We start from the raw sequence: 18,634 nt of genomic DNA, 5'->3' as shown, positions 1-18,634 counted from the left end.
TCGATCTCGCCTACACTCGGTGGCGTGCCACGTGGTGACGGACGACTCAACCACGACCTGCTCCCCGGCGAGAAAGGCCCCCAGGACGCGTGTGGCGTCTTCGGTGTCTGGGCTCCGGGCGAAGAGGTCGCCAAGCTCACGTACTTCGGGCTCTACGCCCTCCAGCATCGGGGCCAGGAATCCGCGGGAATCGCGGTCAGCAACGGCTCCCAGATCCTCGTCTTCAAGGACATGGGCCTGGTCTCCCAGGTCTTCGACGAGACCTCGCTCGGCTCGCTCCAGGGTCACATCGCGGTCGGACACGCCCGCTACTCGACCACCGGCGCCTCCGTGTGGGAGAACGCCCAGCCGACGTTCCGCGCCACCGCGCAGGGCTCCATCGCGCTCGGCCACAACGGCAACCTGGTCAACACGGCCCAGCTCGCCGAGATGGTCGCGGAGCTGCCGGACGACAACCCCAGCCGCTCCGGCCGGGTCGCGGCGACCAACGACACCGACCTGCTGACGGCCCTGCTGGCCGCCCAGGTCGACGAGGACGGCAAGCCGCTGACCGTGGAGGAGGCCGCGCACGCGGTCCTGCCGCAGGTCCGGGGCGCCTTCAGCCTCGTCTTCATGGACGAGCACACGCTCTACGCCGCCCGTGACCCGCAGGGCATCCGCCCGCTGGTCCTCGGCCGTCTGGAACGCGGCTGGGTCGTCGCCTCCGAGTCCGCCGCCCTCGACATCTGCGGCGCCTCTTACGTGCGCGAGATCGAGCCGGGCGAGTTCGTCGCCATCGACGAGAACGGCCTGCGCACCTCTCGATTCGCGGAAGCGAAGCCCAAGGGCTGCGTCTTCGAGTACGTGTACCTGGCCCGCCCGGACACCGACATCGCCGGCCGGAACGTGTACCTCTCCCGCGTGGAGATGGGCCGCCGCCTGGCGAAGGAGGCCCCGGTCGAGGCGGACCTCGTCATACCGACCCCGGAATCCGGCACCCCGGCCGCCATCGGCTACGCGGAGGCCTCCGGTATCCCCTTCGGCGCCGGCCTGGTCAAGAACGCGTACGTCGGCCGTACGTTCATCCAGCCCTCGCAGACCATCCGGCAGCTGGGCATCCGCCTGAAGCTGAACCCGCTGAAGGAAGTCATCAAGGGCAAGCGCCTGGTCGTCGTCGACGACTCCATCGTCCGCGGCAACACCCAGCGGGCCCTGGTCCGCATGCTGCGCGAGGCGGGCGCCGCCGAGGTCCACATCCGGATCTCCTCGCCGCCCGTGAAGTGGCCCTGCTTCTTCGGCATCGACTTCGCCACCCGCGCCGAGCTCATCGCCAACGGCATGACCATCGAGGAGATCGGCACCTCGCTCGGCGCCGACTCCCTGGCGTACATCTCCATCGACGGCATGATCGAGGCGACCACCATCGCCAAGCCGAACCTGTGCCGCGCCTGCTTCGACGGCGAGTACCCGATGGAGCTGCCCGACCCGGAGCTGCTCGGCAAGCAGCTGCTGGAGACCGAGCTGGCCGCCGGCCCGGCCGCGACGGCCGCCGCCGACGCGATCCGCCGCCCCTAGTCAGCCCGCCATACCTGCTGTACGACACGAAAGTTCTCCTTAGCCATGTCTGAGACAACTGGTGCCAGCTACGCAGCCGCGGGCGTCGACATCGAGGCGGGCGACCGCGCCGTCGAGCTGATGAAGGAGTGGGTGAAGAAGACGCAGCGCCCCGAGGTCCTCGGCGGCCTCGGCGGCTTCGCCGGCCTCTTCGACGCCTCCGCGCTGAAGAACTACGAGCGCCCCCTCCTCGCCTCCGCCACCGACGGCGTCGGCACCAAGGTCGACATCGCACGGCAGCTGGGCGTCTACGACACCATCGGCCACGACCTGGTCGCCATGGTCATGGACGACATCGTGGTGTGCGGCGCCGAGCCGCTGTTCATGACCGACTACATCTGCGTCGGCAAGGTCCACCCCGAGCGGGTCGCCGCCATCGTCAAGGGCATCGCCGAGGGCTGCGTCCTCGCCGGCTGCGCCCTGGTCGGCGGCGAGACGGCCGAGCACCCCGGCCTGCTCGGCCCGGACGACTTCGACGTCGCCGGCGCCGGTACGGGCGTCGTGGAGGCCGACCGGCTGCTCGGCCCGGACCGCATCCGCGAGGGCGACGCCGTCATCGCGATGGCGTCCTCCGGTCTTCACTCCAACGGGTACTCGCTGGTGCGGCACGTCCTGCTGAACCAGGCCGGTCTCGCCCTCGACGCGCACATCGAGGAACTGGGCCGCACCCTCGGCGAGGAGCTGCTGGAGCCCACGAAGATCTACTCCCTGGACTGCCTGGCGCTCACCCGTACGGCGGACGTGCACGCGTACAGCCACATCACCGGCGGCGGCCTCGCGGCCAACCTCGCCCGGGTGATCCCGGACGGCCTGCACGCCGTGGTCGACCGCTCCACCTGGACCCCCGCCCCGGTCTTCGACCTCGTCGGCCGCACCGGCAGCGTCGAGCGCCTGGAACTGGAGAAGACCCTCAACATGGGCGTCGGCATGATGGCGATCGTCCCCGAGGAGTCGGTGGACGTGGCCCTCACCACCCTCGCGGACCGCGGTGTGGACGCCTGGGTGGCCGGTGAGATCACCGCCCGCGGCGAGCACACCACCGGCGCCGAGCTGGTCGGCGACTACGCGTAACCGGCGGGCCGGAGGCCCGTGCGGGCAGCACGAAACCCGGTCCGGTGGTGAACCGGACCGGGTGAAGACTCGGCTAAGCCGCTGGCATCACGCGCCGCGACGGTGTCGAGAGGAATCCTCGTCCTCGTCTTCGTCGTCGTCCTCGTCGTAGAGGTCGGCGTACCGTGCGTACAAGTCGTCGTCGTGCTCATCTTCCTCGAAGCGGTCGCCGTTCGGCGACTGGTTCGACGTCGATGCGCCCAGCTCCTCGGCCAGGCGTGCGAGGTCCGTCCCACCGCTGTTGTACTTCAGCTGGCGGGCGACCTTCGTCTGCTTGGCCTTGGCCCGGCCGCGCCCCATGGCTCGACCCCCTCAACGACGGGGCTCGACGGCCCCAGGTTGACACGCGTTCATGATCTAGAACGGTCTCTCCATAGAGAGCCCGTCCGTAGGGCTTCCACGGTACCTGAGCCCGCGCCCATACGGTACGTCGCCCGCAGGAGCCGCGTGTGCACAGGACCCTCGAGGCGCCCTGTCCTCGCTGGTCAGTGGCGATTTTAACCACTTATTGGCGGACGACCCGCCGGTCGAAGTGAGAGTTCTCTCTAACCGGCGACCGGCGGGTACCGCCGCGGAGGGTCAGCGCGTGCGTGCCGCGGCCGCGTCGGCCATGCGCTGCTCGGCGATCCGGTCGGCCGCGGCGGCCGGCGGAATCCCGTCTTCCTTCGCACGTGCGAATATGGCGAGCGTGGTGTCGTAGATCTTCGACGCCTTCGCCTTGCACCGGTCGAAGTCGAAGCCGTGCAGCTCGTCGGCGACCTGGATGACACCGCCCGCGTTCACCACGTAGTCCGGCGCGTAGAGGATCCCGCGGTCGGCGAGGTCCTTCTCCACACCCGGGTGGGCGAGCTGGTTGTTGGCGGCGCCGCACACCACCTTCGCGGTCAGCACCGGCACGGTGGCGTCGTTCAGCGCGCCGCCGAGCGCGCACGGGGCGTAGATGTCCAGGCCCTCGACCCGGATCAGCGCCTCGGTGTCGCGGACGGCCATCACGTCGCGGTGGCGCTCGGTGATCCGGCGCACCGCTTCCTCGCGCACGTCGGTCACGAAGACCTCGGCGCCCTCCGCCACCAGGTGCTCGACCAGGTGGTGCCCGACCTTGCCGACACCGGCGATGCCGACCCGCTTGGCGCGCAGCGACGGGTCGCCCCACAGGTGCTGCGCGGAGGCGCGCATGCCCTGGTAGACGCCGAAGGCGGTGAGCACGGAGGAGTCGCCGGCGCCGCCGTTCTCCGGGGAGCGGCCCGTGGTCCAGCGGCACTCGCGGGCCACGACGTCCATGTCGGCGACGTAGGTGCCGACGTCGCAGGCGGTGACGTACCGGCCGCCGAGCGAGGCGACCATGCGGCCGTAGGCGAGCAGCAGCTCCTCGGTCTTGTCCCGCTCGGGGTCACCGATGATCACGGCCTTGCCGCCGCCGTGGTCCAGCCCGGCCATGGCGTTTTTGTACGACATGCCGCGCGCGAGGTTCAGGGCGTCGGCGACGGCCTCGGCCTCGGTCGCGTACGGGTAGAAGCGCGTACCGCCCAGCGCGGGGCCGAGGGCGGTGGAGTGGAGGGCGATGACGGCCTTCAGGCCGCTCGCGCGGTCCTGGCAGAGCACGACCTGCTCATGGCCCCCCTGGTCCGACTGGAACAGGGTGTGCAGGACATCAGCAGATGCGCCGGTTACGTCGGTCACTGTGGTGACTCCTGAGTAAGTAGCGGCGGGTGGGGAGCGGCTCCCCGTGCGGGTGGCGGGGACCGTGGCATGAGAGTAGACCTTGCTCCGGCCGCCGGCCGAGCAGTGGTGGGGATCACCCCCTCACGGGGGACTGCCGTGCGACGATTTGCACAGATTTCCGGCCCGGCGGCCGGACGGCCCGGCAGGTTTCCCCGGCGGTCGGCGGGGGAGGGAGCAGGCGTGCCCAAGGTGTCCTCGGTGATCGTGCCGTACGCGAGCTATCTGCGCGTGTACGAGCCGCTGGCCGCCTTCGCCGAGCCCGAGCGCGGCCACTGGGCGCGCTACGCCCGCCGCCGCGACCTGCCCTCCTACCAGGACGAGCTGCGCCGTTCACTCGCCGACCTGCTGCCCACCCCGCCCGTGGCCGTGCCGGTGCACGAGAGCGGGGACGCCTTCGTGCTGGAGGCCGACGGGGTGCTGTGCGTGTGCCCGTGGCGCACCCGGCTGCGCGGCTGGCAGGCGCTCGGGGAGCTGGCGGACGAACTGCCGGGGCCGGTGCTGGACGCCGTACTGCCGGAGGTGGTGCGCCGGCAGACCGCGCAGGACTACGAGCGCTGGCTGGAGCGCAACCCGGACGCGCGGCCGTGGATCAGGACGGCGACCTGGCAGGTGCCGCTGAACTGGTTCGTGCTGGTCTCCGACGCGGAGCGGCGGTTCGACAAGGGCTCCGGGGAGATCCCGCCGATGCTGCGCTACCGCACCCCGATGGTGCAGGCGCGGCGCCGGGTCGCGCGGGCGCTCAGGACGCTGAAGGACGCCGTCGACGAGGGGCCGCTGATCGAGGGCCTGGTGGACGTCGGGCGCTGGCTGGAGGAGTTCCACCCGCGCTCGGTAGTGGAGTTGGACTACGGCGGCCTGGTGCACGCCCTGCCGGCGGGGGCGTTGGAGGACGACCACTCGGCGGCCGACGTGGCCGAGGGCATCGAGGCGCTGCGGCACGGCGACGGGGTGGCGGCCGGCGAGGCGTACGGGCGGCTGGTGGAGCGCTGGCGCGCGGTGCGGGACCTGCGGTCGGCGAACTGACGATCCGCCAGAGCCCGTGACGGGAGTGATGTAGGTCACGGCCTGGGACGCCCGTAACCGCGTACGGTCTACCGCACTTCGAGGAGCTGATGGGGCGTAGGTCCCGATCCGGGCGTTTGAGTCAAGCTGCGTCAAGCGTGACAGACCGCACGTACGGGCACCTTGCATGTCTTGCCCCTCCTCGTGCCAAAATAGGACAAGGAGTCCGGGGAGGGCTCTGTCCGCCCAACTATGCTCCGCTGTGGGCGGAATCTCAGCATTGCACGCTTTGGGGGGTCTGGTGGCTCCTGATTGTCCTGTGACTGATCGTCACAGTGGCGTGACTGTCCGCTATGGCATGGTCCATCGGCTTCCGTCGCTGATGAACACCTGGGAGGGCAATTCCATCGGTTTGGCCGACGCGGCTGGACAGATGGTGTAGTTGTAGTGCCGAGGACAAGCCGTTCGTCCTATAACCGACTCGACTCGCGTCCGCCATTTCGGGCAACGCGGGTCAAGGTGCAGAATTTAGAGGAAAGAACCGAGAAGGTTCGGTTCTCCCGAGGAGGCCGCTCATGACCGCTCGCACCCCTGAAGCCGAGCCGCTGCTGACCCCGGCTGAGGTCGCCAGCATGTTCCGCGTCGACCCCAAGACGGTCACGCGGTGGGCGAAGGCCGGGAAGCTCACGTCGATCCGCACGCTCGGTGGCCACCGCCGCTACCGCGAGGCCGAGGTCCGCGCCCTGCTCGCGGGCATTCCGCAGCAGCGCAGCGAGGCCTGACAACTCAATAGCCGGGCCGGCGGCAGGTCCCCCAACCAGCCGTAGCAGCCCGAAACCACAGCTCCAAGCGACGCGGGGACTGCCCCAACAGGCCCCACGCCCGCACAGCGACACAGGGTGCGTCGTCGATCGCGCTGGACTCCGCCGGGTCCAGCGCGATCTTTTTTGTGTGCCCGGGGTGGTCGCTGGGGCGCCCCTGTGAGCGGCCTTGTCGGAGTCTGGGGAGCACGCCTGACAGGGGTGCAATTGCACATATTAAATCGACCAGTTGTAGGAACGCGGTAAGAACCCCGCTTTCAAAAACTCATGCGGTGACTCCCGTCACATGCCAGAGTCCTTGTTGCGTTCCGCCGCCGTGCGCTAATGACCTTGGTCCTCCGCGGCGCCCTCGGCCGCCGGCGCGCTCTGCGGTGTCTGCGGCGCCTGCGGTGTCTGCTGCGTCTGCGGCGGCTGCTGCGTCTGCGGAGGCGCGTCCATCGCCAGCCGCAGCAGGTGCCGGCAGATCGGACAGTGACGGGTCAGATGCCCGTACGACGACGCGGCCGACAGATGCGCGCGGAGCAACGCCCGCGTCTCGTGCCTGACCGATGCCGCCATACGCCACCTCCGGCGGGCCTGAGGGGGAGCGGGCCCTGCTTCTGGGGTACTGGGCGAATGTGACGCCGTCAAGACGGCCCGACGCCACCGGGGGCGCATCCACGGCGCGCCACGTGCCCTGACGCCCCTCCACACGCCCTGACAGCGCCGCACACACAAAGAGAGCCCGGATCATCCGATCCGGGCTCTCTCACTGCGGTCCTGACGGGATTTGAACCCGCGGCCTCCACCTTGACAGGGTGGCGAGCACTCCAAACTGCTCCACAGGACCAGGAGCTGCGGCGCTTTCCTGCGTTGCGCTGCGAGAAGGACTGTACAGGAGGGTGAGCCCCCTGGTCGAACTCACCCTCCGTGCCGACATGATCACGGCGCGGCCGCGTCGATCGCCTTCACGATCCGCTTGTCCGACACGGGATACGCCGTACCCAGCGCGTGCGCGAAATAGCTGACCCGCAGCTCCTCGATCATCCAGCGGATGTCCAGCACCTGCTGCGGCACCGGCCGCCCCGGCGGCAGCTGCTCCAGCAGCCACGCGTACTCGTCCTGCATCTCCCGGACCTTCTCCATGCGGGTGGTGTCCCGCTGGACGCCCGTCGGCATCTGCTGCAGCCGCCGGTCCGCCGCGACCAGATACCGCATCAGATGCGGCAGCCGCCCGATCCCCGCCTCCGTCACGAAGCCCGGCTTCACCAGCGCGTCCAGCTGCTGCCGCACATCCGTCAGGTTCGGCAGCAGCGCCGGGCTGCGTACGGCCTTCAGACGGCGCTCACAGGCCTGCCAGGCCGCCAGCACCTGCTGCACCGCCCCCACCGTCCGCACGGTCGTGTCGACGATCTCCGCACGCACCTTGTCGTACAGCTTCCGGTACGACTCCTCGTCCCACGCCGGCCCGCCGAAGTCACCGATCAGCTTGTCCGCCGCCGCCATCGCGCAGTCGTCGAACAACGCCTGGATCGAACCGTGCGGATTCGCCGACAGAGCGAGCTTCTGCGCGTTCGTCAGCTTCTCGGACGCGAACTTCGCGGGGTTGACCGGGATGTTCCGCAGGATCAGCCGCCGCGTGCCCTTCCACATCGCCTCCGCCTGCTCGGCCTCCGTGTCGAAGAGCCGTACGGAGACCGTGTCGCCGTCGTCGACCAGCGCCGGGTACGCCTTCACCGGCTGACCGGCCCGACGCGTCTCGAAGACCCGCGTCAGCGTGCCGATCGTCCAGTCGGTCAGCCCCCGGCGCTCCAGCGACTCCCCGCCCTCCCGGGACGCCGTCGCCGCGGCCGCCTGCGACAGCGCCTTGCGCGCCTTCGGCTTCAGCCGCAGCTTCAGCGCCTCCAGGTCCTTGTCCTCCGCCAGCTTCCGGCGCCGCTCGTCGACGATCCGGAACGTGATCTTCAAATGGTCGGGGACCTTCGCCCAGTCGAAGTCCTCCGCCTCGAACGGCACCCCCACCATCCGCTTCAGCTCACGCGCCATGGCCGTCGTGAGCGGCTCCCGCAGCGGCACCGCCGCGTCCAGGAACCGCTTGGCGAAGTTCGGCGCCGGCACATAGTTACGCCGGATCGGCTTCGGCAGCGACCGGATCAGCTCCGTGACCAGCTCCTCCCGCAACCCCGGGATCTGCCAGTCGAACCCCTCGTCCGTGACCTGGTTCAGCACCTGCAACGGAACATGGACCGTCACACCGTCCGCGTCCGCACCCGGCTCGAACTGGTACGTCACCCGGAACTTCAGCTGCCCCTGCCGCCACGAGTCCGGATAGTCGGCCTTGGTGACCGCCTCCGCCGACTCACGGATCAGCATCTCCCGCTCGAAGTCCAGGAACTCCGGCTGCTCCTGCCGCTTCCGCTTCCACCAGGAGTCGAAGTGCGCACCCGACACGACGTGTTCGGGCACCCGCTGGTCGTAGAAGTCGAACAGCGTCTCGTCGTCCACGACGATGTCCCGCCGCCGCGCCCGGTGCTCGAGCTCCTCCACCTCGCTCAGCAGCCGGCGGTTGTCCGCGAAGAACTTGTGGTGCGTCCGCCAGTCACCCTCCACCAGCGCGTTCCGGATGAACAGCTCACGGCTGACCTCCGGGTCGATCCGCCCGTAGTTCACCTTCCGCTGCGCCACGATCGGCACGCCGTACAGCGTCACCTTCTCGTACGCCATCACCGCGGCCTGGTCCTTCTCCCAGTGCGGCTCCGAATACGTCCGCTTCACCAGGTGCTGCGCGAGCGGCTCCACCCACTCCGGCTCGATCTTCGCGTTGACCCGCGCCCACAGCCGCGACGTCTCCACCAGCTCCGCCGACATCACGAACTTCGGCTGCTTCCTGAACAGCGCCGAACCCGGGAAGATCGCGAACTTGGCGTTGCGGGCACCCAGGTACTCGTTCTTGTTGCCGTCCTTGACGTCCTTCATCCCGATGTGGGACAGCAGACCGGCCAGGAGGGACACATGCACCCGGTCGGCCGGGGCGTCGTCCTCGTTCAGATGGATGCCCATCTGCTTGGCGACGGTCCGCAGCTGCGTATAGATGTCCTGCCACTCACGGATCCGCAGGAAGTTCAGATACTCCTGCTTGCACATCCGCCGGAAGGAACTCGACCCGCGCTCCTTCTGCTGCTCCCGGACGTACCGCCACAGATTCAGATACGCGAGGAAGTCGCTCGTCTCGTCCTTGAACCGGGCGTGCTGCTGATCCGCCTGCGTCTGCTTCTCGGCCGGACGCTCCCGCGGATCCTGGATGGACAGCGCGGCGGCTATCACCATGACCTCACGCACACAGCCGTTCCGGTCGGCCTCCAGCACCATCCGGGCCAGCCGCGGGTCCACGGGCAGCTGCGCCAGCTTCCGGCCGGTGTCGGTGAGCCGCTTGCGCGGGTCCTTCTGCGCCGGATCCAGCGCGCCCAGCTCCTGCAGCAACTGCACACCGTCGCGGATGTTGCGGTGGTCCGGCGGATCGATGAAGGGGAACTTCTCGATGTCACCGAGACCGGCGGCGGTCATCTGCAGGATCACCGAGGCCAGATTGGTGCGCAGGATCTCGGCATCCGTGAACTCCGGCCGCGCGAGGAAGTCCTCCTCGCTGTACAGCCGGATACAGATACCGTCGCTCGTCCGCCCGCAGCGGCCCTTGCGCTGGTTGGCGCTCGCCTGCGACACCGGCTCGATCGGCAGCCGCTGCACCTTGGTGCGATGGCTGTACCGGCTGATCCGGGCGAAACCCGGGTCGATGACGTACTTGATACCCGGGACGGTCAGCGACGTCTCCGCCACGTTCGTCGCCAGCACGATCCGCCGCCCCGTGTGCGGCTGGAACACCCGGTGCTGCTCCGCGTGCGACAACCGCGCGTACAGCGGCAGCACCTCCGTGAACCGGTACTGCTTCTTGTTCAGCGCGTCCGCCGTGTCCCGGATCTCCCGCTCACCGGAGAGGAACACGAGAATGTCCCCCGGCCCCTCCGCCTGCAGCTCCTCCACGGCATCGCAGATCGCCGTGATCTGGTCCCGGTCGGCGTCGTCCCCGTCCTCCTCCAGCAGCGGCCGGTACCGCACCTCCACCGGATACGTCCGACCGCTCACCTCGATGATCGGCGCGTCCCCGAAATGCCGCGAGAAACGCTCCGGATCGATCGTCGCCGAGGTGATGACGACCTTCAGGTCCGGCCGCTTGGGCAGCAGCTGGGCGAGATACCCGAGCAGGAAATCGATGTTCAGGGACCGCTCGTGCGCCTCGTCGATGATGATCGTGTCGTAGGCGCGCAGCTCACGGTCGGTCTGGATCTCGGCGAGCAGGATGCCGTCCGTCATCAGCTTGATGAACGTGGCCTCCGGGTCCACCTGATCGGTGAACCGCACCTTCCAGCCGACCGCCTCCCCGAGAGGCGTCCGCAACTCCTCCGCGACCCGCTCCGCGACCGTACGCGCGGCGATCCGCCGAGGCTGCGTGTGCCCGATCATCCCGCGCACACCGCGCCCCAGCTCCAGACAGATCTTGGGAATCTGCGTGGTCTTCCCGGACCCGGTCTCACCAGCGACGATGACGACCTGATGATCACGGATGGCCTCCGCGATCGCGTCCTTCCTCTGGCTGACCGGCAACTGCTCCGGATAGGACACGGCCGGAACCCGGCCACGCCGGGCACTCATCCGCTCCTCGCCCTTGGCGATCTCCGCCTCGATCTCGGCGAGAACGGCGGCACGCGCCTCCGGCTTACGGATCTTGCGCGCACCTTCGAGCCTCCGCCCGAGCCGATGCGCATCACGCAACGACAACTCGGTCAGACGGGGGGCGAGGGCGCCGAGGGCGGGGGCAGGGTGCGTAGACATACGCAATCCAGGATCTCATCCCCGCCAAATCCCTGGCGAACGCTTTTGCCCACCCCTCAGCCGCTCACCCCTCAGCCGCCCGACGCCTCAGCCCTCAGCCGCCCGACGCCTCAGGCCCCCGCTGAGCCGGCACCGCGTCGACCCCGACTCCCTGAGGCCGCCCCGGCCCGCTACCGAGCGCGATGTTCTGCGCGGTGTTGGACACGGCCTTGATCCCCAGATACGCCGTGGTCACCCCACTGATCGCGGTGAACGCAGTGGTCAACACGCCCACGATCACCGCCTTGTCCCCACCGAGCTGCCACACCCCGAACACCGCGACCACCACGATCGCCAGATTGCTCCCGAGCACAGCCAGCAGCCCATATCGAGCCCGCTGCCGCTCGACGTCCCCGCCCCGTCCACCCCGAGCCTCACTACGCCCCACGACGTCCCCCGATCCCCGTCCGACAACGGCCGCCAAACTACCGGGCCGAACAGTTCCCCGTGCACGCCGAACACCGGATCGATCACATCACTCAAAAAGGTGAACAAACGGCATAACCATCGGGAGAACGCCAGTCCGAACCTAGAGTCCTCGTTCGTGAAGATCGTCGTACGGGTCAAACTGCTGCCCACGCCAGAACAGGCCTCGGCACTGCACGCAACCCTGCACGCCTGCAACGCGGCCGCCAACGAGGTATCCGCCGTCGCCTTCACCACCGGCACCACCAACAACCGCGAACTGCGCACCCTCACCTACACCGGCATCAAGCAAACATGGCGACTCGGCGCCCAGGCAGCCCAGCACTGCATCAAAAAGACCAGCGACGCCTACACCGCCCTCAAAGGCAACCTCAAAGCCGGAAACCTGGGACGTCCCGGATCACGCCGACACCACCAGGCCACCAGCAAACCCATCACCTTCCGCGCCGACGCCGCCCAGCCCTACGACGACCGCATGCTCTCCTGGCAGACACCACAGCGGACCGTCTCCATCTGGACCGTCACAGGCCGCATCAAACGCCTCCCCTACACCGGCCAGGACGACCAACTGCGACTGCTCGCCCAATACCGCCAGGGCGAATCCGACCTGACCCACCACAACGGCAGCTGGTACCTGCTCGCCACCCTCGACATCCCCGAAGCCCCTGAGAACCCCGCCCCCAGCGGCTTCATCGGCGTCGACCTCGGCATCGCCAACATCGCCACCACCTCCACCGGCAACCGCCACAGCGGACGCCGCCTCAACCGCACCCGCGAAAACGACCGCACCCTGCGCAGCCGGCTCCAGAAGAAAGGCACACGGTCCGCGAAACGCCGGGCCAAACGGCACGCCGGCAAGGAAGCCCGACGCACCCGAGACATCAACCACAAGATCAGCAAGCACATCGTGGCGGAGGCTCAACGCACCGGCCGCGGCATCGCCCTCGAAAACCTGAGCGGCATCCGCGAACGGGCCCGGCTGAAAAAGCCCCAACGCGTCACGATCAACTCCTGGGCCTTCGGCCAGCTAGCCGCCTTCATCACCTACAAGGCGCGCCGGGCCGGAGTACCCCTGGTGCATGTCAGTCCGGCGTACACCAGCCAGGAGTGCTCCCGCTGCCACCACATCGACAAACGCAACCGGCCCAGCCAGGCCATCTTCACTTGCAGGAACTGCGGCTTCGTTGAGCACGCGGACCTGAACGCGTCCCACGTCATCGGCCGGCGCGGCTGGGCGACGTGGGCCCGCGGGGCCGAGTCACAGGTCCCTGCCCTCACGCTTCTCGCGTAGGGCTGGATGCGCCGCCCCGCCGAAGCCATCGGCGCAGGCGAGCTGCAAGCCGGAGAGCCAGCTCTCGGCTAGCGGACGCGATCGCTCGTACGCGAGCATGACCCACCACACACAAACAACAAGGCCCCGATCCGAAGATCGGGGCCTTTGCTGTGGCTGGGGCCGGGGTCGAACCGGCGACCTTCCGATTTTCAGTCGGACGCTCGTACCAACTGAGCTACCCAGCCGTAAAGGCCTTTTGCAAGGCCTTCGCGGTCCTGACGGGATTTGAACCCGCGGCCTCCACCTTGACAGGGTGGCGAGCACTCCAAACTGCTCCACAGGACCAAGCTGTTGTGTACGACAGTGTCGCACACGGTCACGCGTGCCCCCAACGGGATTCGAACCCGTGCTACCGCCTTGAAAGGGCGGCGTCCTAGGCCGCTAGACGATGAGGGCTATCGGCCCGCCTGGGCGCTTCTCAGCGCGTCGGGGACGTGAGAAGCATATGGGATGGCGGGAGGTATCGCCAAAACGGTTTACGGGGGCGGTCAGGGTGAGGGGCTCGGGGAGGGGGAGGAAGGGCTTGGCGAGGGGGTCGCGCCGGGCTGGTTCTCCTGGACCAGGTGGCGGCTGACCTCGGCTGTTGTCAGGCCGAGGCCGCCCAGGCGGATCTCGTCCCAGGCCTGGAGGCGGCGGGTGTCGCGGTCGAGGTAGAGGATCGACGCCTCGATCGGGTCGGGGTGCTTGCCCTCCACCGCGCGCAGTCCGCTGCCGCCGGTGGAGCCCTCGACGCGCAGGCGGGTGCCGTGCTCCATGACCTCCATGTCCTCGTGGTGGATGTGGCCCGCGAGGACGAGGGGGACTTCGCCGTCGGTCTGGCGGGCGGCCGCCGGTTCGTGGGCGACGGCGATGTCCACGGGGGTGCCGGCCGCTTTCTGGTCGCGCAGGGCGGAGGCCAGGCGCAGTCCGGCCAGTTCGTTCGCCGCGTCGCCGCCGGGGACGGTGGAGCGGTCGGGGGTGTACTGGGGGTCGCCGATGCCGGCGAAGCGCACTCCGGCGACGGTGACGGCGTGGCCGTCGTCGAGGACGTGCACGTTCTTCAGGCCCTGGAGGTAGCGCTGGGTGAGGGCGGAGTCGTGGTTGCCGCGTACCCAGACGTAGGGGGCGCCCAGGTCGGGGATGGGGTCGAGGAAGCCGTTCTCGGCGGCGGTGCCGTGGTCCATGGTGTCGCCGGAGTCGACGATGACGTTGACGTCGTACTGCTGGACGAGCGAGCCGATGATCTTCCAGCTGGCCGGGTTGAGGTGGATGTCGGAGACGTGCAGGACGCGGATGGTGGTGGGGTCGGGGCGGTAGGCGGGGAGGGTGGAGGTGACGTCGTACAGCTTGGTCACGTTCGTGACCAGGCGGGCGAGTTCCTTCTGGTAGACGTCGAATTCCGTGACGATGCTGCGGGCGTTGCCGACGAGGGAGGGGGCGGAGGAGAGCAGGCCGGAGAAGCGGGGTTCGAGGACGGACTTGGGGTTCCAGGTGGCGTACGCCGTCGCTCCGGACGCTGCGAGGAGGGTGAGGGCCAGGCCTCCTGCGGCGAGGGCCGGGCGTGGGCGGCGGTAGACGGCGAGGCCGAGGGCCGTGGCGCCGGTGACGACGGCGGCGCAGGAGCGCAGGGCGAGGTCGAGGGTGCCGTGTTCGACGTCCCGGGTGACCTCGTCCTGGAGGCCGGCGAGGCGTTCGGGGTGGTCGACGAGGGCCTGGGAGCGGGTGGGGTCGAGCTGGTCGACGTTGACGTCGAGGCGGACCGGGGCGACGTGGCTGTCGAGGTGGAGGGCGCCGAGCGGGGAGACGTTGATCTTCGTGCCGCCGGTGAGGGAGGGCCGTAGCGTCATCGTCGTGTCCATGGGGCCGACGGGGACGCGCACGTTGCCGACGATGAGCAGGCCGAGCCAGGCGCCCAGCAGGACGACGGCGACGAGTCCGCCGGCGTGGGCGAGGGGGTGGGGGCGTGGGGTGAGGGTGAGTGTCCTGCCTGCCTTGCCTGTCGTGCGGGGCTTGCGTAGTGCGGTCATGCGGTTCCGGGCTGCGACGGGGACGCGGGCCATTGGTGCCGTATGCCCGGGTGGGTGTGGGGGCATGCGTGGGGATGCGGACGGCCGTATGTCTCTGTATGTCTCTGTACGGCTGTTGCGGCTCGTACGGCGGTTGAGTACCGGACAATGGCGGTGTGCTGGAGATGACGCGCGAGGAGTTCGAGGAGCTGGTCGCCGAGGCGCTGGACCGGATCCCGCCGGAGCTGACGCGGCTGATGGACAACGTGGCGGTGTTCGTCGAGGACGAACCGCCCGCCGACGATCCGGAGCTGCTCGGGCTGTACGAGGGGACTCCGCTCACGGAGCGCGGGGAGTGGTACGCGGGTGTGCTGCCGGACCGGATCACGATCTACCGGGGTCCGACGCTGCGCATGTGCGAGACGCGGGAGGACGTCGTCGCGGAGACGGAGGTCACCGTGGTGCACGAGATCGCGCATCACTTCGGGATCGACGACGCGCGGCTGCACGCGCTGGGGTACGGCTGACGGGGGTGTGAACGCGGGGCGCGTGTCCTCTTGCGGGCGGCGGGAGTTGGGCACGTCGACTCTTTCTCACTCCCGGAGGTGGCTCGTGCGCCCCTTGTACGTACCCGTCCGCCTGGCCGCCACGGTCATGGCCGTCGCCGCGGCCGCCGGCTGTATGAGTGTGGGGGACGACGGCAGCCAGGCCCGGCCGTCGCACTCGGCGGGGGAGCGGGGCGGTGCGGAGCCCGACGGCGGGCCGGCGGACGCGGGTGGTGCGGTCGGGTCGGGGGGTGCCGGGGGCCGGGGCGGGCACGCGCACGGGCGTGGGGCGGACGGTGAGGATGCCAAGGGCGGGGAGTCGGCGTCCCCGTCGGTGTCGCCGTCGGCGCGGGTGAGCGCGAGTGCGTCGGCCGTGGCGCGGCCGGGCGGGTCGCCGCGGCCGGGGGTGCCGTCGCCGACCCGGGCGGAGCCGTCGCCGACGAAGGCGGAGCCGTCGCCGGAGCCGCCGCCCCCGCCGGCTTCTCCGGAGCCGTCGGTGTCGCCGCCGGCGCCGTCCGCCGAGCCGTCGTCGTCGGCGCACGGGGAGCCGGGGCCGCAGCTGACCGAGCGGGAGCCGGCTCCGGCGGCGGGGGCGCCGGCGTGACGTTCACGGCGTGTGAGCTGCTCCGGGGTGGGTGCTTCGCTGCTGGTCAGGGGGCCGGTTTGCGTTCAGGGGTGGTGGGTGCGTATGGTGGTAGATCGTTTGATCCCATTTGCCCGGCGCCAACGCAGAGCGCGCCGTGTGGCGCGTACTCTCCTTTGCCGTGGCGGAACCGCATCGAGGCGGTCGTAATGCGAACACGGAGTTGACGGGCGCGTGCCGACGAGACTCCGGAAGGTTTCGCTTACGCATGTCCATTTCCAGCACTGATCACGTCGTCGAGGTCGCGGAGACCACCGAGGCCGTCGAGGCCGTCGAGGCCGTCGAGACGGTCGAGGGCTTCGAGTCCGAGGCCGCCGAGGCCGCGGGCGTCGAGGAGACCCCCGAGATCACCTTCGCCGACCTCGGTCTGCCCGAGGGCGTCGTGCGCAAGCTCGCGCAGAACGGCGTGACCACCCCCTTCCCGATCCAGGCCGCGACCATCCCGGACGCCCTGGCCGGCAAGGACATCCTGGGCCGTGGCCGTACCGGCTCCGGCAAGACCCTCTCCTTCGGTCTGCCGACGCTGGCCCGGCTGGCCGGCGGCCGCACCGAGAAGCACCGTCCGCGCGCGGTCATCCTCACGCCGACCCGTGAGCTGGCGATGCAGGTCGCGGACGCGCTCCAGCCGTACGGCGACCAGCTCGGCCTGAAGATGAAGGTCGTCTGCGGCGGTACGTCGATGGGCAACCAGATCTACGCCCTGGAGCGCGGCGTCGACGTCCTCGTCGCCACGCCGGGCCGGCTGCGCGACATCATCAACCGCGGCGCCTGCTCCCTGGAGGACGTCGAGGTCGCCGTCCTGGACGAGGCCGACCAGATGTCCGACCTGGGCTTCCTGCCCGAGGTCACCGAGCTGCTCGACCAGGTCCCGGCCGGCGGTCAGCGGATGCTGTTCTCCGCGACCATGGAGAACGAGATCAAGACCCTGGTCGACCGCTACCTGAACGACCCGGTCAGCCACGAGGTGGACGCGGCGCAGGGCGCGGTGACGACCATGTCGCACCACATCCTGATCGTGAAGCCGAAGGACAAGGCGCCGGTCACCGCGGCGATCGCCTCCCGCAAGGGCCGCACCATCATCTTCGTCCGCACCCAGCTGGGCGCCGACCGTGTCGCCGAGCAGCTGCGCGACGCGGGCGTGAAGGCGGACGCGCTGCACGGCGGCATGACCCAGGGCGCCCGTACCCGGACGCTGGCGGACTTCAAGGACGGTTACGTCAACGTCCTGGTCGCCACCGACGTCGCCGCCCGCGGTATCCACGTCGACGGCATCGACCTGGTGCTGAACGTGGACCCGGCCGGTGACCACAAGGACTACCTGCACCGCGCCGGCCGTACCGCCCGCGCGGGCCGTACCGGCACGGTCGTCTCCCTGTCCCTGCCGCACCAGCGGCGTCAGATCTTCCGCCTGATGGAGGACGCCGGCGTCGACGCGGCCCGGCACATCATCCAGGGCGGCGCGGCCTTCGACCCGGAGGTCGCCGAGATCACCGGCGCCCGTTCGATGACCGAGGTGCAGGCCGAGTCGGCGGGCAACGCCGCCACGCAGGCCGAGCGTGAGGTGGCCCAGCTCGCCAAGCAGCTGGAGCGCGCGCAGCGTCGCGCCGCCGAGCTGCGCGAGGAGGCCGACCGGCTGGTCGCGCGGGTCGCGCGGGAGCGGGGCGAGGACCCGGTCGTGGCGGTCGAGGCGGCTGCCGAGGCGGCGGCGGAGGCCGTGGAGATCTCGGTGCCGGAGCAGCCGGCCGCGGCGGACGTGGACCGTGCGGAGCGGGGTGACCGTGACGAGCGGCGTCCGTTCAACCGGGGTGACCGCGACCGTGACCGGGGCGGGGACCGTGGCGGTTTCCGCCGGGACCGTGACGACCGTGGCGGCTTCCGCCGCGACGACCGTCGTGACGGTGACCGTGGCGCGCGGGGCGGTTTCGAGCGTCGTGACGACCGCCGTGACGACCGTGGTGGCTTCCGCCGCGACGACCGTGGTGCCGGTGACCGTGGTGCCCGTGGCGGTTTCGAGCGTCGTGACGACCGCCGTGACGACCGTGGCGGTTTCCGCCGCGACGACCGTGGCGCGTCCGGTGCCCGTGGCGGTTTCGAGCGTCGTGACGACCGGGGCGGTTTCCGCCGTGACGACCGTACCGACCGTCGTGACGGCGACCGTGGTGCCCGTGGCGGTTTCGAGCGCCGTGACGACCGTGGCGGTTTCGAGCGTCGCGACGACCGGGGTGGCTTCCGCCGTGACGACCGTGGTGGTCACCGCGCCGGCGACCGTCCGTTCAACCGCGACCGCCGTGACGACCGTCCCGGCTTCCGCTCCGGCGGCCACGAGCGTCCGTACGGCCGCCGTGACGACCACCGCGGTGGCGGCTCCTTCGGGCGCCGCGAGGACAAGCCGCGCTGGAAGCGCAACGGCTGACGCGAAGGCGTAGCAGTGCGAAGCGCCGTGACCCTGTTCGGGGTCACGGCGCTTCGCCGTTTCCGGGCGTCGGCGCACCTGTGAAGACCCTGTAAGATCAGCCGACTTGCGAGACGGACGGGGCGGCCGGGGGGCC

Annotated in this window: 13 protein-coding genes and 4 tRNA genes; 7 read left to right on the top strand and 10 right to left on the bottom strand. The window is 69.9% G+C overall.

Annotated elements, in window-relative coordinates:
* Positions 1 to 24 precede the first annotated feature (24 nt).
* Both purF and purM read left to right on the top strand, forming a co-directional pair.
* Entirely contained in the window at positions 25 to 1,554 is a 1,530-nt protein-coding gene (gene purF / locus IE308_RS23235) for an amidophosphoribosyltransferase (protein WP_190219433.1), read from the top strand.
* A gap of 45 nt (positions 1,555 to 1,599) precedes the next feature.
* On the top strand, positions 1,600 to 2,664 hold the full coding sequence (gene purM, locus IE308_RS23230) for a phosphoribosylformylglycinamidine cyclo-ligase (RefSeq protein ID WP_190219432.1): 1,065 nt from the start codon (positions 1,600 to 1,602) through the stop codon (positions 2,662 to 2,664).
* 87 nt (positions 2,665 to 2,751) lie between these two features.
* Here purM and IE308_RS23225 read toward each other — a convergent pair whose 3' ends face one another.
* Together IE308_RS23225 and IE308_RS23220 are read right to left on the bottom strand one after the other, a co-directional pair.
* Complete coding sequence (locus tag IE308_RS23225) at positions 2,752 to 3,003, bottom strand: DUF3073 domain-containing protein (RefSeq protein ID WP_110629042.1); 252 nt, start codon at positions 3,001 to 3,003, stop codon at positions 2,752 to 2,754.
* Between the two features lie 279 nt (positions 3,004 to 3,282).
* Positions 3,283 to 4,383, bottom strand: a complete 1,101-nt coding sequence (locus tag IE308_RS23220; RefSeq protein ID WP_190219431.1) for a Leu/Phe/Val dehydrogenase — start codon at positions 4,381 to 4,383, stop codon at positions 3,283 to 3,285.
* A gap of 222 nt (positions 4,384 to 4,605) precedes the next feature.
* On the opposite strand from IE308_RS23220, the gene IE308_RS23215 reads away from it, so the two are divergent.
* Complete coding sequence (locus IE308_RS23215) at positions 4,606 to 5,448, top strand: DUF8083 family protein (protein ID WP_190219430.1); 843 nt, start codon at positions 4,606 to 4,608, stop codon at positions 5,446 to 5,448.
* A 554-nt stretch (positions 5,449 to 6,002) separates the two neighbouring features.
* Positions 6,003 to 6,209 (top strand): developmental transcriptional regulator BldC, encoded by a 207-nt coding sequence (gene bldC / locus IE308_RS23210; RefSeq protein WP_016905998.1) that lies wholly within the window; start codon positions 6,003 to 6,005, stop codon positions 6,207 to 6,209.
* 360 nt (positions 6,210 to 6,569) lie between these two features.
* Here bldC and IE308_RS23205 read toward each other — a convergent pair whose 3' ends face one another.
* The 4 genes from IE308_RS23205 to IE308_RS23190 all read right to left on the bottom strand — a co-directional run bounded on the left by IE308_RS23205 (position 6,570) and on the right by IE308_RS23190 (position 11,466).
* Positions 6,570 to 6,806, bottom strand: a complete 237-nt coding sequence (locus IE308_RS23205) for a DUF6274 family protein (RefSeq protein WP_190219870.1) — start codon at positions 6,804 to 6,806, stop codon at positions 6,570 to 6,572.
* A 196-nt stretch (positions 6,807 to 7,002) separates the two neighbouring features.
* Positions 7,003 to 7,077: transfer RNA gene (locus IE308_RS23200), tRNA-Asp, on the bottom strand.
* A 92-nt stretch (positions 7,078 to 7,169) separates the two neighbouring features.
* Positions 7,170 to 11,114 carry an ATP-dependent RNA helicase HrpA gene (hrpA, locus tag IE308_RS23195; RefSeq protein ID WP_190219429.1) on the bottom strand — a complete coding sequence of 1,315 codons (3,945 nt, stop codon included), beginning with the start codon at positions 11,112 to 11,114 and terminating at the stop codon, positions 7,170 to 7,172.
* Between the two features lie 94 nt (positions 11,115 to 11,208).
* A complete protein-coding gene (locus IE308_RS23190; RefSeq protein WP_373314570.1) occupies positions 11,209 to 11,466 on the bottom strand; it encodes a hypothetical protein in 258 nt (85 codons plus the stop codon).
* 231 nt (positions 11,467 to 11,697) lie between these two features.
* On the opposite strand from IE308_RS23190, the gene IE308_RS23185 reads away from it, so the two are divergent.
* Positions 11,698 to 12,870, top strand: coding sequence for an RNA-guided endonuclease InsQ/TnpB family protein (locus tag IE308_RS23185; protein ID WP_190219428.1), 1,173 nt, complete (start codon positions 11,698 to 11,700; stop codon positions 12,868 to 12,870).
* A gap of 153 nt (positions 12,871 to 13,023) precedes the next feature.
* On the opposite strand, the gene IE308_RS23180 is transcribed toward IE308_RS23185, so the two are convergent.
* The 4 genes from IE308_RS23180 to IE308_RS23165 form a co-directional block, all read right to left on the bottom strand.
* Positions 13,024 to 13,097 (bottom strand) — tRNA-Phe (locus IE308_RS23180).
* Positions 13,098 to 13,122: 25 nt separating this feature from the next.
* A tRNA-Asp gene (locus tag IE308_RS23175) sits at positions 13,123 to 13,197 on the bottom strand.
* Positions 13,198 to 13,235: 38 nt separating this feature from the next.
* Positions 13,236 to 13,308 (bottom strand) — tRNA-Glu (locus tag IE308_RS23170).
* Between the two features lie 92 nt (positions 13,309 to 13,400).
* Complete coding sequence (locus IE308_RS23165) at positions 13,401 to 14,951, bottom strand: metallophosphoesterase family protein (RefSeq protein WP_190219427.1); 1,551 nt, start codon at positions 14,949 to 14,951, stop codon at positions 13,401 to 13,403.
* A gap of 122 nt (positions 14,952 to 15,073) precedes the next feature.
* Here IE308_RS23165 and IE308_RS23160 point away from each other — a divergent pair, with 122 nt between their 5' ends.
* Together IE308_RS23160 and IE308_RS23155 are read left to right on the top strand one after the other, a co-directional pair.
* Entirely contained in the window at positions 15,074 to 15,424 is a 351-nt protein-coding gene (locus IE308_RS23160) for a metallopeptidase family protein (RefSeq protein WP_110629035.1), read from the top strand.
* Positions 15,425 to 16,293: 869 nt separating this feature from the next.
* Positions 16,294 to 18,498 (top strand): DEAD/DEAH box helicase, encoded by a 2,205-nt coding sequence (locus tag IE308_RS23155; protein ID WP_190219426.1) that lies wholly within the window; start codon positions 16,294 to 16,296, stop codon positions 18,496 to 18,498.
* The last annotated feature ends 136 nt before the right edge of the window (positions 18,499 to 18,634 follow it).

Source organism: Streptomyces griseosporeus (assembly GCF_014656055.1).
GTDB lineage: Bacteria > Actinomycetota > Actinomycetes > Streptomycetales > Streptomycetaceae > Streptomyces > Streptomyces griseosporeus.
The sequence above is the reverse complement of the archived record's forward strand: the minus strand, read 5'-3'. Positions and strand labels throughout refer to the sequence as shown.